General features: G+C 45.6%; 13 protein-coding genes. 9 read left to right on the top strand and 4 right to left on the bottom strand.

All coding sequences use genetic code 11. The features are described from left to right. Nucleotides 1-32: 32 nt before the first annotated feature. From HUK38_RS06425 to HUK38_RS06415, 3 genes are all read left to right on the top strand, one after another. Complete coding sequence (locus tag HUK38_RS06425; protein WP_182583506.1) at nt 33-488, top strand: MarR family winged helix-turn-helix transcriptional regulator; 456 nt, start codon at nt 33-35, stop codon at nt 486-488. Between the two features lie 2 nt (nt 489-490). Continuing rightward, nucleotides 491-940, top strand: a complete 450-nt coding sequence (locus HUK38_RS06420) for a hypothetical protein (RefSeq protein ID WP_182583505.1) — start codon at nt 491-493, stop codon at nt 938-940. A 331-nt stretch (nt 941-1,271) separates the two neighbouring features. Continuing rightward, nucleotides 1,272-3,083 (top strand): GGDEF domain-containing protein, encoded by a 1,812-nt coding sequence (locus tag HUK38_RS06415; protein ID WP_182583504.1) that lies wholly within the window; start codon nt 1,272-1,274, stop codon nt 3,081-3,083. A gap of 147 nt (nt 3,084-3,230) precedes the next feature. Here HUK38_RS06415 and HUK38_RS06410 read toward each other — a convergent pair whose 3' ends face one another. The 3 genes from HUK38_RS06410 to nifV all read right to left on the bottom strand — a co-directional run bounded on the left by HUK38_RS06410 (nt 3,231) and on the right by nifV (nt 6,462). Continuing rightward, entirely contained in the window at nt 3,231-4,865 is a 1,635-nt protein-coding gene (locus tag HUK38_RS06410; protein ID WP_238787503.1) for an ArnT family glycosyltransferase, read from the bottom strand. Then, nucleotides 4,865-5,254, bottom strand: coding sequence for a preQ(1) synthase (gene queF / locus HUK38_RS06405; RefSeq protein WP_420825164.1), 390 nt, complete (start codon nt 5,252-5,254; stop codon nt 4,865-4,867). The genes HUK38_RS06410 and queF overlap by 1 nt, the downstream gene beginning before the upstream one ends. Nucleotides 5,255-5,319: 65 nt before the next feature. Further along, complete coding sequence (gene nifV / locus HUK38_RS06400; protein WP_182583501.1) at nt 5,320-6,462, bottom strand: homocitrate synthase; 1,143 nt, start codon at nt 6,460-6,462, stop codon at nt 5,320-5,322. 217 nt (nt 6,463-6,679) lie between these two features. On the opposite strand from nifV, the gene gmk reads away from it, so the two are divergent. The 6 genes from gmk to HUK38_RS06370 all read left to right on the top strand — a co-directional run bounded on the left by gmk (nt 6,680) and on the right by HUK38_RS06370 (nt 12,058). Next, on the top strand, nt 6,680-7,342 hold the full coding sequence (gene gmk, locus HUK38_RS06395) for a guanylate kinase (RefSeq protein ID WP_182583500.1): 663 nt from the start codon (nt 6,680-6,682) through the stop codon (nt 7,340-7,342). Between the two features lie 101 nt (nt 7,343-7,443). Beyond that, nucleotides 7,444-8,382, top strand: a complete 939-nt coding sequence (locus HUK38_RS06390) for an ABC transporter ATP-binding protein (RefSeq protein WP_182583499.1) — start codon at nt 7,444-7,446, stop codon at nt 8,380-8,382. Continuing rightward, nucleotides 8,379-9,146 carry an ABC transporter permease gene (locus tag HUK38_RS06385; protein ID WP_182583498.1) on the top strand — a complete coding sequence of 256 codons (768 nt, stop codon included), beginning with the start codon at nt 8,379-8,381 and terminating at the stop codon, nt 9,144-9,146. The genes HUK38_RS06390 and HUK38_RS06385 overlap by 4 nt, the downstream gene beginning before the upstream one ends. A gap of 105 nt (nt 9,147-9,251) precedes the next feature. Further along, entirely contained in the window at nt 9,252-10,586 is a 1,335-nt protein-coding gene (locus tag HUK38_RS06380) for a phenylacetate--CoA ligase family protein (RefSeq protein ID WP_182583497.1), read from the top strand. Nucleotides 10,587-10,697: 111 nt separating this feature from the next. Further along, on the top strand, nt 10,698-11,534 hold the full coding sequence (locus tag HUK38_RS06375) for a metallophosphoesterase family protein (protein ID WP_182583496.1): 837 nt from the start codon (nt 10,698-10,700) through the stop codon (nt 11,532-11,534). Between the two features lie 104 nt (nt 11,535-11,638). Next, nucleotides 11,639-12,058: a hypothetical protein gene (locus HUK38_RS06370; protein WP_182583495.1), complete on the top strand. Its 420-nt coding sequence runs from the start codon at nt 11,639-11,641 to the stop codon at nt 12,056-12,058. Here the strand turns inward: HUK38_RS06370 and HUK38_RS06365 are convergent. Continuing rightward, nucleotides 12,006-12,809 carry an alpha/beta hydrolase gene (locus tag HUK38_RS06365; RefSeq protein WP_182583494.1) on the bottom strand — a complete coding sequence of 268 codons (804 nt, stop codon included), beginning with the start codon at nt 12,807-12,809 and terminating at the stop codon, nt 12,006-12,008. The genes HUK38_RS06370 and HUK38_RS06365 overlap by 53 nt on opposite strands. Nucleotides 12,810-13,055: the final 246 nt, after the last annotated feature.

The following is a 13,055-nucleotide window of genomic DNA, read 5'->3' as shown; positions in this document are numbered from 1 at the left end:
GAAACTGGTTGTCCAATGTTTAATTGGAGTACATGATGTCAAAAGCGACCAATCAATTCAGCGCACTGATTCTGACTATTTTCAAAACCAATGGAATGATATTGGCGTGGGGCGATCAATTCGTAGCGCCATTTGGTTTAACCAGTGCGCGCTGGCAAATGCTCGGAGCATTGGCGTTATCTAAAGAACCATTAGCGGCGCCGCGTATTGCTGATTCAATGGGTGTTACTCGTCAAGGTGCCCAAAAACAACTCAATCTGTTATTAAAAGAGGGGTTAATTGAACGCTTGCCAAATCCATTAAATCTGCGCTCACCAGTTTATCAACTCACATCGCTTGGTCACGAGCATTATCAGTCAATTGACAAACAGTGGCAAAAACATGTCCGCTTTATTACCCAACAGCTGAATGCTCAAGACTTGCATATTGCTAATCAAGTCTTGACTAACATCGCCGCGTTACATTCACCCATTTCCAGTGGAGATTAACCATGAACTCAATTCAAAAACCACTGCATCTCACTGCCGCATTGATTTCGCTATTATTTATCATTAGCTTTTGGTTATCTTCAGTAATCGCGGAGTTGTTTTTATCACACAATGCAATTGCAATGGTCAAGCACACCATCGTTTGGTCACTCGTCATATTCATACCCGCTATCGCTATCACTGGCGGAACAGGTTTGGCAATGGCTAAAGAAAATCATCACCACTTGTTAATTGCCAAACGTCAGCGGATGCCATTGATTGCGATGACTGGTGTATTGTTGTTAATTCCAGCGGCGTTATTTCTGAACGCAAAGGCGCAGGTGAACCAATTTGATTTGATCTTTTATAGTGTGCAAGCGATTGAATTATTGGCCGGTGCCAGCAATTTGCTATTAATTAGCATGAATATTCGTGACGGTTTAAGCATCACTCGTTTGGATAAAGCAGCATGATGTTGTAATCACATTCAATGCGCGGCTACGAATTGAGAATTCACTAAAGCGCTATGCAACTGAGTGATTAGTCACCGCGTATTTGAAACAATAGTTTATTCAAATATTCACTGCGTCATGCCTAAAAGTGATGCCGTCAAATACGGCACTTTATAGTTATTACGACTGACATTCATCAGATATTCACTAATCCGTGCTAGACTATAATTTGATGTATGTCTGCATGACTAGGCGAGATTGATGTTGTGCGTATTGTTATTTCCCCGATAACAATAACAATCACTCGTTTTTATTTAATATAAGTGCCTGTATGAATTACGACGATTTGTCAATGATTGTTGCCACAACTGATATGCCATCGCGTACTGAAGAGTTTGCACTCATTTGGGCGGCATTACATGAACAATTAACCTATACGCTACAACCAATTATCAATGTCCACACCGGGACGTTATTTGGCTATGAAGCTGTTTTACAGGGCCATATAGAATTGGGATTTGAGAGCGTTTCGACATTACTAACCTATGCTGAAAATAACGGTGTCTTATCTTATCTGGCAAGATTATTAATTGAACGTGCCGTGACGGTATTTGCAGCAACACACCCGGGCGAGCGCAATCGCATCAGGTTGTTATTACAAATAGCACCGCGCACGTTAAACAGCGTACCATTATTAGGCGAACATATCGCGGCGGTTGCGGCACGTTATCAATTGCCAACGGCCTGTATCTGTTTTGAATTACAGGACACGCAATCACTCAGTTTTTATCCACAAGTACAGAACATTATTCACACATTACGCCAACAACGTTATCTATTTTTAATTGACGAATTTGGCGCAAGTTATTCTGGATTAAAACATCTGTACGAATTAAATCCAGATATGATTAAACTCGACCGCTTTTTTGTTGCTAATTTAGCCACCAACCACCGGCAACACTTATTTGTCAGCCATATCATCCAGCTTGCACACACGCTCGGTATTCAAGTGATTGCTGCCACCATTGAGACGACCGAAGAATTTATTGCTTGTCGTGAAATAGGTTGTGATTTTGCACAAGGACAATTTGTAATAGACCCAAGCATTCAATCGACTAATCTGTTAAAAGAACATTGCCAAATTCAGCAATTTGCTATACCACAACGTCGCCAAAATGATGGTGATTCATCTTTAATTCAAACCTGCATTGAACGTTTGCCGGTATTATGTGAAACAGATGAAATGCGCACCGTATTTGATTTTTTTAGACGCTATAGTGACCGTAGTTTTTTTCCTGTCGTTGATTGCTGTAACCGCCCACTAGGTTTAATTCACGAACAAAACTTAAAATCTTACATCTATTCAAATTATGGTCGTGATTTGTTAGCTAACCCTGCTTATAATAAAAAAATCAACCATTTCATTTTACCCTGCCCTGGGGTTGAAGTGAATAGCACGGTTAAATGTTTATTAGATACTTATATTGCTGCCGGCCATCCGCCAGGGCTAATTATTACCGAAAACTTTTATTACACTGGGTTTATTTCACAAAGCGCACTGCTGCACATTATTGATACTAAAAATTTGGCGGATGCCCGCGATCAAAACCCGCTCACCCGCTTACCTGGAAATCATAATATTGTTGAATATGTTAACCAGATTTTGGCGGACATTCATACTGCTTGTTGTTTGGTTTATTTGGATTTCGATCACTTTAAACCGTTTAATGATACCTATGGATTTCGCATTGGTGATCGTGCAATTATGTTGTTCGCCGATCTATTACGCAAGCAACTGAATAATCAATCTTGCTTTATTGGACACATTGGTGGCGACGATTTTTTTGTTGGATTTAAGCATTTAGCGGTTGAACAAGTAAAAGAAGCGGTTCACACCTTATTAAATATTTTCGCCCATGAAGTGCAAAGTTTTTATGATGCAGCGGCGCGGGAACGTAGCTATATTGAAGCACTCAATCGGCATGGTGAAATGACGCGCTTTCCATTATTAGGTTGCAGTGCGGCAATTTTAGTATTACCTCAAGCAACTCCCCGTCACACGTTTGATGAACTCTCGCGTATTATTGCTGAATTAAAAAAACAGGCAAAAAAATCTCCTGACCACATTGCAATTGAATACGATCTGATTGCTGAGACCCAGTAAGCATTATTAAACATGTTTAACCAACGTGGTTATTGAACTGCGTAAGGTGTGATGCAAAATTTCTCTAACCCATCAATTTAGGCTAATACCGCCCGCCAATTTATCACATCAGGCGGCAAACTTTTCTTATTTAGGCTGCTTGCTTGATTACCGCACCACGATGGATTGATATTGAATTAACTGCCACCAATGCAGTGGGTGTTGACAAGCGGTTTCGCCAGAGTTGGTAACATCTAAACGCTGCACTACTTGACCTGCGCAATCAATAAACACTTGCTGTTGTACTGGAATAAATCCGGGAATAGTTGCGGGTGTTATTTTACTCGTCACCAACCAAAATCCACGTTGTTTTAATACAGTCAAGGGCAGCAATGGCACAATGAAACCGCGCAAATATTCTGATGGACGGGTGATGCCCGGCCATTGATTAACTTGCAATTGCGGTTGATAAAAGTTGAGCATGGCGGCTAATTGATAGCGATCAGCAAATACAGCAATTGATTGCGCCTGTTGCGCCACGCTATCCGCTAATTCAGCAAAGCCATGTGTTTCACGCAACCCCCGTTTGATTTGATCGGGCAATGGCGGCCAAGCAATTGCCGCATAACCAATATACAATGACACAAGCAATAGATTGATTGCTGCCGTTGTCATCACCCAATTAGATAAGCGGCGCAGCGCCATTGCAAATATTGGCGCAGCAGTGATTAAAAACAGCGCCGCCCAATTGGCTTCAACTGAACTAAAACTGGCGATACTGCCGAATAATAATAGCGGCGCGCCTGTGGCCGTTAATAATAACGCCCGTGCCGGCGCGGTGAATTGCGTTGACCACCAGTGGCGCATCTGTTGAATCGCATCTGCGCTATTCAAGCGTCCCACTCCGACAGTGAACGCTATTAACATCGCGCCGAAAAATCCCAATTGACTGCTAATAAAACTGGCGACACTGGCGATGCGGTCAAGTAATGACATTGGCGTGGCAGCGAGCGAGTAAGGTTGCGTAGTTACAACGGCGGGTAATACTTGTTCGGCTAATAATTGCATGGTGCCGGCATCAGTGGAAAAGCCGTGGCCGAATTGAAATCTCACCGTTAACCAGTCGTGATTGGCATTCCACACTATATGCGGTAAACAGATCATAATTGCAATGAACCCGCCAAGATACGGCCAGCGGGTGCGTAATGCAGCGCGGTCAATTAACAGGATTAAAACCAATAACACCGGCCCAATTAACACCATGATGTATTTGCTTAAAAGACCGCAACCGGTGAATAGCCCAGCAATTAACCAGCGCCACCGTTGTTGTGTATGACAAGTGGCGGCATGGGCTTCGTGTAATGCTAATACCCAGCATAAAGTTAATAGCGTATCAGGTGTGGTGATAATGCCGACTAATGCGCCGGGAATGGTGGCGCTGACAATTAACATGGCGATGGTTAATTCGCCCGGGGCGGTTGATTGGTCGCGCAAACCCAATTGCCAATACAGGCGCCACAGTGCAATGACTGTGAAGGTGGCAACAATTAAGGTGCCTAATCTTGCGGCAAATACATTACCCGCCGCCAATAGACTAGTGCTGCTAAGTAATGCCACGCCGGGTGGGTGATCGAAATAGCCCCACTGCAATACCCATGACCAATTAACATAATAGGCTTCATCTTGGGTAATGGGTAGAATTGTCGCTAATGCAATGCGCCACAGCGTGATGATGACAATTAAACCAATTGCCCAGCGGTGCGTATTCAACTGCGAATAACTACGCGGGCGGGATGCAACCATCACGGCAATTGCACGGGCATTGGTGGCTGCCAATAGGCGGCGCGATGTTCAGCAGTGACGGTGGTATAAATCCCGCCGCGTACATTAAATACCGCCGTTAAACGCATAAAACGCGGCTGTAAAACGGCAATTAAATCATTGAGAATTTGATTGGTCACGGCCTCGTGAAAGGCGCCGCGCTCGCGGTAAGACCAAATGTATAATTTGAGCGCTTTTAATTCCACGCAGCAGTGATCTGGGACGTATTCGAGCGTTAATTCGGCGAAATCCGGCTGCCCAGTTTTCGGACATAAACAGGTGAATTCGGGAATACGAATGCGAATGGTGTAATCACGTTCTGGCTGCGGGTTAATAAAGGTGTCTAATACCGGGTTAATTGGGGTGGTCACGCGGGTCATCTCCAATGCTGCGTTGATTGAGTAATAATCCGCTATGATAACGCAATACGCGGCAATTAACGTGTGCGCGTGATGGCGAGAAACCGTTGCAAATCTGCGGGCGCTGGCGAGCGTTTAGTCGTAGTGACAAATGCGCGCACTTGAATTAACACGTCCGCCGCCTGCTGATCGGTCAATTCGGTGCGCAACAGGTCGGCGTAAGCGTGACGCACCGCCTGCCGCCCCGAGTGCTTGCCCAACACGAGGCGATGATGTTGCCCGACCTCGGCCGGGTCAATCCCTTGATAATTCAGCAAATCTTTGAGCAACCCGTCAACATGAATGCCCGCCTCGTGGGTGAACGCCCCATCGCCGACCAGACTTTTTTGCCACGCAATCGGTCGCCCGGACGCCTGCGCCACCAACTGCGACAGCGCCGGGTACTGCGACAAATTCACGCCAGTATCAATGCCATAGCCGTGCCGTAAACCCATCACCACCTCCTCCAGCGCCGCGTTCCCCGCCCGCTCACCGATACCGTGTACGGTCGTGTTGACATGCGTCGCCCCCGCCCGCGCCGCCGCCAATGTATTCGCCGTCGCCAAGCCCAAATCATCGTGCGCGTGCATTTCCAACTCGCAATCGCAGCGAGCGCGCAGGTCACGAATGCGATCAAATAACCCGAACGGTTCCATCACGCCCACCGTGTCGGCAAAGCGCAGGCGCTCGGCACCAGATTGTTGAGCAATATCAGCCACTTGCCACAGAAATTCGGGATCCGCCCGCGAGGCATCTTCCGCGCCAACGCAAACGTGCAAGCCCAAATCCAGCGCCGCTGGGACGAGCGTGCGAATTTGTTGCAACACCCAGCGCCGATCTTGCCGTAATTTGCGCGTAATTTGCTGATCTGACACGGGAATTGACAAATCAATCCACTGCACCGGCAGGTGACGACAGGCGGCCAAATCGGCGTGACACATTCGCGCCCAAATCATCAATTTTGCCCGCAAATTCAGCGCCGCAACGGCATAAATCGCGGCACATTCCTCCTCGCCCATCGCCGGAATACCGATTTCCAATTCCGGCACCCCGAGCGCATCCAAGCCCTGCGCAATGGCGAGTTTTTCTGCCAATGAAAAAGCCACACCCGCTGACTGTTCGCCATCGCGCAACGTGGTATCGTTGATTTGCACCCAAATGGGCGTTACGGTTGTCGCCATGATGAAACACTCCAATACGGCTGGCGCGGTTAATGAAATACCCGTTATGCAAACATCGTGCCGCTGAGTTTAATAACGCTAACTAATTGTTAAATCAAGTAATTTACTCGGCGGTGCGCCACTGTGACCATCAGGTTTGCAACAATGCTGCCATTCAACGAGCGACACTGCGCAACTCATCACACCCATTGTTTATTCAATTTTATTTCATTAAGGAATGATTATTTTGACTGCCGATCACACCCCCACCCCGCCCGTCTTAAATGCCACTTTATTTATTATCTCGGCACCGTCCGGCGCGGGCAAAACCAGCTTAGTGCGCAAATTATTAGCGCGTTTTCCGCGATTAAAATTATCCACTTCCTATACCACCCGAGCGCCGCGTCCGGGTGAACTAAATGGTGAACATTATCATTTTGTCAATCAAGAAACCTTTGAACGCATGATTACCGCCAATGAGTTTGTTGAATACGCTCGTGTCTTCAATCACGCTTACGGCACCGCCGAAGCAACCTTGCGCTCGGCATTGGCCGACGGGATTGATTTAATTTTAGAAATTGATTGGCAAGGCGCCCAACAAGTACGCGCCCGTTTTCCAGAGGCCATTAGCGTTTTCATTCTACCGCCATCATTACAAGCATTAGAACAACGCCTGCGTAGCCGCGCCCAAGATAGTAATGAAGTCATTGCCCATCGCATGACCGCCGCCCGCACCGAATTATCACACTATCACGAATATGATTATCTCATCGTCAACGATCAATTTGAAACCGCTCTCACTGATTTAATGTGTTTAATTCAAACTAGACGCCTGCGACGGGACTATCAATTAGCACACCATCGCGCTATCCTAAACAAATTGTTGGCAGCACCAACCTGATCGCCGCCATCGTAATCATTAACCCCGACGCCTGTTATATTGCGATTTGACTGCAATTGCACTACTATTTTCCACCTTATCATATCACTGTTATTACTCAGATGTCTGCATTAGTCGCGCACCAAGTGCGTAAAGTCTATCAATCCGGTTTTGAAGCCTTAAAAGGGATTGATTTAAGCGTTGCTGAAGGCGATTTTTTTGCCCTTCTTGGTCCAAATGGCGCCGGCAAATCCACCTTTATTGGCATCATAACTTCCCTAGTTAATAAAACATCCGGCAGCGTCACGGTCTTTGGCCATGATCTTGATCGCGCACCACAACAGGTCAAATCCGTTATTGGCGTAGTACCGCAAGAATTCAATTTCAATCTCTTTTTACCTGTTCAAGAAGTCGTCATCAATCAAGCAGGTTATTTCGGTATTCCCCGCCATGAAGCCCGCGCTCGCGCCGAATTCTATTTGCGCAAACTAGACTTGTGGGAACGGCGCGAACAACAAACACGCCAATTATCTGGTGGATTAAAACGCCGATTACTCATTGCCCGCGCTCTCGTACATCGCCCGCGCTTATTGATTTTAGATGAACCCACTGCTGGGGTAGATATTGAAATCCGCCGCGCTATGTGGGAGTACTTACGCGAATTAAATGCCGATGGCACTACTATCATTTTAACCACGCATTATTTAGAAGAGGCCGAAAGTTTATGTCGGCATATTGCCATTATCCATCAAGGCAACTTGATTGCGCGAACGAACATGGCAACGCTGTTAAAAGAATTGCGCGCTGAAACAATTATGCTGAATTTGCGGCAGCCGATTGAATCACCGAACGCAGCGTTACTGGCAGGATTTCATCTAACCCAAGTGGATGCACAGACATTAGAAATTGAATTACAACGCCATCAAACCTTGAATGAACTGTTTGCCGCATTATCACAGCTTGGCCTTGACGTGGTGAGTATGCGCAATAAACAAAATCGGCTGGAACGATTATTTCTCGATTTAATTGAACAAGACACCACCAGCGAGACAGCGCCATGACTCGTTATTGGATCGCATTTGAAACTATTTTAATTAAAGAAGTAGTACGTTTCGCACGGATTTGGATTCAAACATTATTGCCATCCGTTGTGACCACCGTGCTATATTTTGTCATTTTCGGGCGCTTAATTGGCGACCGCATCGGCGTAATGAATGGCTTTGCATACATTGATTACATTGTGCCGGGATTGGTACTAATGGCGGTGATTACCAACTCCTATTCCAATGTTGTGGCCTCTTTTTATAGCAGCAAATTCTCGCGTTATATTGAAGAGTTATTAGTCGCCCCGGTGCCAAACTGGATTATTTTAGCCGGCTATGTCACCGGCGGCGTATTACGCGGATTAGCTGTTGGCATCGCCGTCACATTGGTAGCGTGGTTATTCACGGATTTACATATTCATAGCATCGGCACCACCATTACCATTTTCACCATGACCGCAATTTTATTTTCACTGGGCGGCTTTATCAATGCGGTTTATGCCAATAGTTTTGATGATATTTCAATCGTACCAACCTTCATCTTAACACCGCTTACCTATCTAGGCGGCGTGTTTTATTCCATTGATTTATTGCCAACAATCTGGCAACATCTCTCACTCATTAATCCGATTTTATACATGGTCAATGCGTTTCGCTATGGACTACTCGGCACAACTGACGTGTCGCTCAGTCTGGCATTCGCACTCATCGCCAGCTGTATTTTTATTTTGACGTGGATTAGTCTCACATTGCTTAATCGTGGCGTTGGGATTAAAACTTAATTAACCAACCACCGCGGTTTTTCCGCGTCAGTGGAATTAAAAAGCAACCCAGCTAATCCATTTTTTATTCGCATTCATCTGTGACTACAGGAACTCATCATTATCATGTTGACCGAACTTTGGAATGATGCCGCCGGTGGATTTCACCCGGTCAGTGCCAGCGATTTTTTACCGCATTCACGTTTGCATGAAATCCAATTGCGACGCTTACGCGCCGTGATTACTCGCGCTTATGATGCGGTGGAATTATTTCGTCAGCGCATGAATGAGCGCGGTTTAACACCGGCCGCTATTCGCAGTTTAACCGATTTACAACACGTTCCATTTATGGTGAAAACCGATTTACGCGACACCTATCCATTCGGTTTATTTGCCAGTCCAATGTCAGAAATCGTGCGTCTTCATGCCTCTTCTGGCACTACTGGTAAGCCAATTGTCGTGGCTTATACGCGAGAAGATGTGAATGTTTGGGCCGAAGTAATGACCCGCACTTTTGCCGCTTGCGGATTACATCGTGGCGACATTTTACAAAACGCATTCGGTTATGGTTTATTCACCGGCGGCTTGGGTGCGCATTATGGCGCAGAAGCATTAGGTGCAACGGTCATTCCTATTTCGGGTGGTAATACCGATCGGCAAATTATGTTGCTGCGTGATTTTAATGTCACCGCGCTGTGTTGTACGCCAAGTTATTTCACCTATCTAATAGAACGGGCAATTGAATTAGGCGCTGATTTGCGCGAATTACCATTAAAGGTCGGGATTTTTGGCGCCGAACCCTGGTCAGAAGGAATGCGCAGTCATATTGAAAATACCGCCGCCATTAAAGCCTATGATATTTACGGATTATCCGAAATTATTGGTCCCGGCGTGGCCAGTGAATGCGAAGCGCAACATGGTTTGCACATTTTTGAAGACCATTTTTATCCCGAAATTATTGATCCCGATACAGGCGCGGTATTGCCAGATGGCAGCGAAGGCGAATTGGTTTTAACAACATTAAGTAAAAAAGCCATGCCGGTTATTCGCTATCGCACCCGTGACATCACTACTTTAATGACCGAACCCTGCACCTGTGGGCGGACATTACGCCGTATTCGCCGTATTGGACGGCGGTCGGATGATATGATGATTATTCGCGGCGTGAATGTCTATCCCAGTCAAATTGAAGCGGCATTATTAACGGTCAAAGGCACGGTGCCGCATTATCAAATTATTCTAACTCGTGAACAAGGGCTGGATCAATTGGCGATTGAAGTTGAGGTAACGCCTGAATTATTCAGTGATGAAATTCGTGCACTAGAAATCGTGCGCACTCGATTAAGTCAAGCGATTGAACGCATTATTAACATTCGCGCTGAGGTACGCTTGGTTGAACCGCACACCATTGCCCGCAGTGAAGGTAAAGCTAAACGGGTGATTGATCGGCGCAATCAATAATGCGTATTGTTGTATTGGTAATAAACACCGCATCCCGCCAATGATAACTCATTGCGGATTGCTATATTAAAAGTTGCACAAACTTCGGATGTATATGAGGATAAATCAGTTATGAAAGTCGTTGTATTTTCCGATGTGCAAGGCAATTTAGCTGCAATGGAAGCGGCATTAGAAGTGATTGATAATTGGCAGCCGGATGTGGTAGCGATGGCGGGTGATTTGATTAATCGTGGTCCGGAAAGTGCGCAATGCCTCGCGCTGTTTAATACACAACGCCAGCGTCATGGTTGGTTGCCGGTGAATGGAAACCATGAAACTTGGGTATTGCGCTGCGGTCGAGAGGCGCCAATTTCAGCTATTGAACATGACATGCGCCGTATTGCCGATTGGACGTGGCAACAGGTGGCCGCGCAATACACCGCACTATGCAATTGGCCAGATCATTTGTGTTTTGATGCGCCGCAGCCGGAGCATTGGGTGCATATTACACATGGCACATTAGCGAGCAATAGAGATGGAATTTCGGCCGTGACGACCGATGAATCGTTAATTGGTAAGTTGCCGGAAAATATCGCATTATTTATTACTGGTCATACGCATAAGGTGCATCAACGCCATACACAGGGAATGGATGTGGTGAATGTAGGTTCAGTTGGATCGCCATTTGATCGTGATGTACGCGGTAGTTTAGGGCAATTCAGTTTTTATGGTGGGCGGTGGCATACTGAAATTGTGCGGTTTGATTATGATCGTGCGCGGACAGAACGCGCCTTTTATGAATCGGGCTTTCTTGAATGCGGCGGTCCATTGGCACATTTGATTTTTTTGGAATGGCAACGCGCAGATTTGTTAATGGGTGGTTGGCGGCGGCGTTATGAACCGGCCGTATTAGCCGGCGAGATTGATTTAGATACGTCAGTTAAAACCTATCTCGCTGACGTATTATAAAATGCCGTAAGGTGCGGTGAGCTTGCGAACCGTTTCATTCGAGGGAGAATTGGTGTGGTTCATTCCACATCGTATTAATAGGTTGTAATTGTAAAAGGTTTTTTATGACTGATAATAGCAATCAGCATTCGGATGACAGTATTGATCTGAGCGACATCATGGTTGTTGATGAACTCGTGCGTCAATTCATTTCTAACGTGTTATCCGCAGAAGAAATGGACGATATCTATGTTGAAGTGGATCATATTAGTACAATATTTAGCGGCATGGTTCCACAATACACATCGCCAAATAACTGGTTATCTCGTGATAATATTGGCGAATCATTAATTGAAAATTATGACATTGATGGATCACAAGATTTATTAAATATAGTTCGCACGGCTTTTGCCGAAGTGATTGCCAGCCTATTTGATTTGATTGAAAAATATGCTGATAATCCGTCACAAGCAGAGCCAGAAGTTGATGCGATTATTGCAAAGTTGGTGTTGTCCCTGGTGGGGATGCCGGTAGATGAAGATTAATAGCAGCAGTTGATTGATTAGTTTTAATAGATGTGATCCAATGTTGCGGCTGTCTGTTCAATAATGCAATGACCGCCGACCGCGTCGCTACCATGATTTGCGCTCGGGCGCGGTCTTGTTGGTCATCATTCGACGCATTGGCGGGACGTTGACAAATCAATTCACATAGCCAATCGGTTGGTGACTCAAATGCGCAATGACCAGCGTCAGCAAAGGTGCGCACCCATGCTTGCGATGCGTTCATTAAAATTGCCATTCCATTTCCATTTGCATTACAATTGGTTGCGGCGCCCTGTAGGCCAATAATTGGTTTGCTAAAAGTTGTGGTATTTAAATAATCCGAAGCGCTGTTTTTATTCACCAAATCTAATGTAATGGCGCCGATACTATTTGAATCAAGTTGCGCGGCGAGTAATGCGGTCAAGCCGCCGGATGAAAACCCCATATAAATCACCGGGGTTAATTGTAATGCGGTAGCTAATTGCTGCCATTGTACCGCCCGTTTAGTTGCTGCATTACGGTCGAATAATGAAATGCAATCATTGACGGTGATCACGCGAATATTCGCTCGCGCTAAATAATTAGCTAATCCCGACAAATTCAATTGATCGCGTAAAAAACCATGTCCTAAAATGACAGTGCCGCGCACTGTTGGTTTAATAAAATGGAATGCAGATGGGCGTGGTTCATAGCGGCGGTAGAATAAATGGCAGTGATCACTGGTGATTATAAAACTATCAGTAATTTGCACAGATTGGTTGCTGAAAGTTAACTCACGCGATGACCAAATGGCACAGCTTGTTAATAATAACAAAACTATTAATCCGGTAAATAATCGGAATAGGCGATCGGGAAGCATGAGGCATTAAAACAGTCGCGTTTCGACGTTGGCGAATAGTAACGATCAAACACCTGGAGCATTTTAAGGAATCTGACCGATGCGAATGCACAACTATAAACAAGTTAGTTCGATGCTGCTTGGTGGTGCCAAGTTTAA

This window comes from Thiospirillum jenense, from assembly GCF_014145225.1.
Classification (GTDB): domain Bacteria; phylum Pseudomonadota; class Gammaproteobacteria; order Chromatiales; family Chromatiaceae; genus Thiospirillum; species Thiospirillum jenense.
The sequence above is the reverse complement of the archived record's forward strand: the minus strand, read 5'-3'. Positions and strand labels throughout refer to the sequence as shown.

What these genes read in the sequence shown, in the direction of transcription:
- HUK38_RS06425 (WP_182583506.1), top strand. Translation starts at nt 33, where the DNA reads ATGATGTCAAAAGCGACCAATCAATTCAGCGCACTGATTCTGACTATT.
- HUK38_RS06420 (WP_182583505.1), top strand. Translation starts at nt 491, where the DNA reads ATGAACTCAATTCAAAAACCACTGCATCTCACTGCCGCATTGATTTCG.
- HUK38_RS06415 (WP_182583504.1), top strand. Translation starts at nt 1,272, where the DNA reads ATGATTGTTGCCACAACTGATATGCCATCGCGTACTGAAGAGTTTGCA.
- HUK38_RS06410 (WP_238787503.1), bottom strand. Translation starts at nt 4,865, where the DNA reads ATGGTTGCATCCCGCCCGCGTAGTTATTCGCAGTTGAATACGCACCGC.
- nifV (WP_182583501.1), bottom strand. Translation starts at nt 6,462, where the DNA reads ATGGCGACAACCGTAACGCCCATTTGGGTGCAAATCAACGATACCACG.
- gmk (WP_182583500.1), top strand. Translation starts at nt 6,680, where the DNA reads ATGATTATTTTGACTGCCGATCACACCCCCACCCCGCCCGTCTTAAAT.
- HUK38_RS06390 (WP_182583499.1), top strand. Translation starts at nt 7,444, where the DNA reads ATGTCTGCATTAGTCGCGCACCAAGTGCGTAAAGTCTATCAATCCGGT.
- HUK38_RS06385 (WP_182583498.1), top strand. Translation starts at nt 8,379, where the DNA reads ATGACTCGTTATTGGATCGCATTTGAAACTATTTTAATTAAAGAAGTA.
- HUK38_RS06380 (WP_182583497.1), top strand. Translation starts at nt 9,252, where the DNA reads ATGTTGACCGAACTTTGGAATGATGCCGCCGGTGGATTTCACCCGGTC.
- HUK38_RS06375 (WP_182583496.1), top strand. Translation starts at nt 10,698, where the DNA reads ATGAAAGTCGTTGTATTTTCCGATGTGCAAGGCAATTTAGCTGCAATG.
- HUK38_RS06370 (WP_182583495.1), top strand. Translation starts at nt 11,639, where the DNA reads ATGACTGATAATAGCAATCAGCATTCGGATGACAGTATTGATCTGAGC.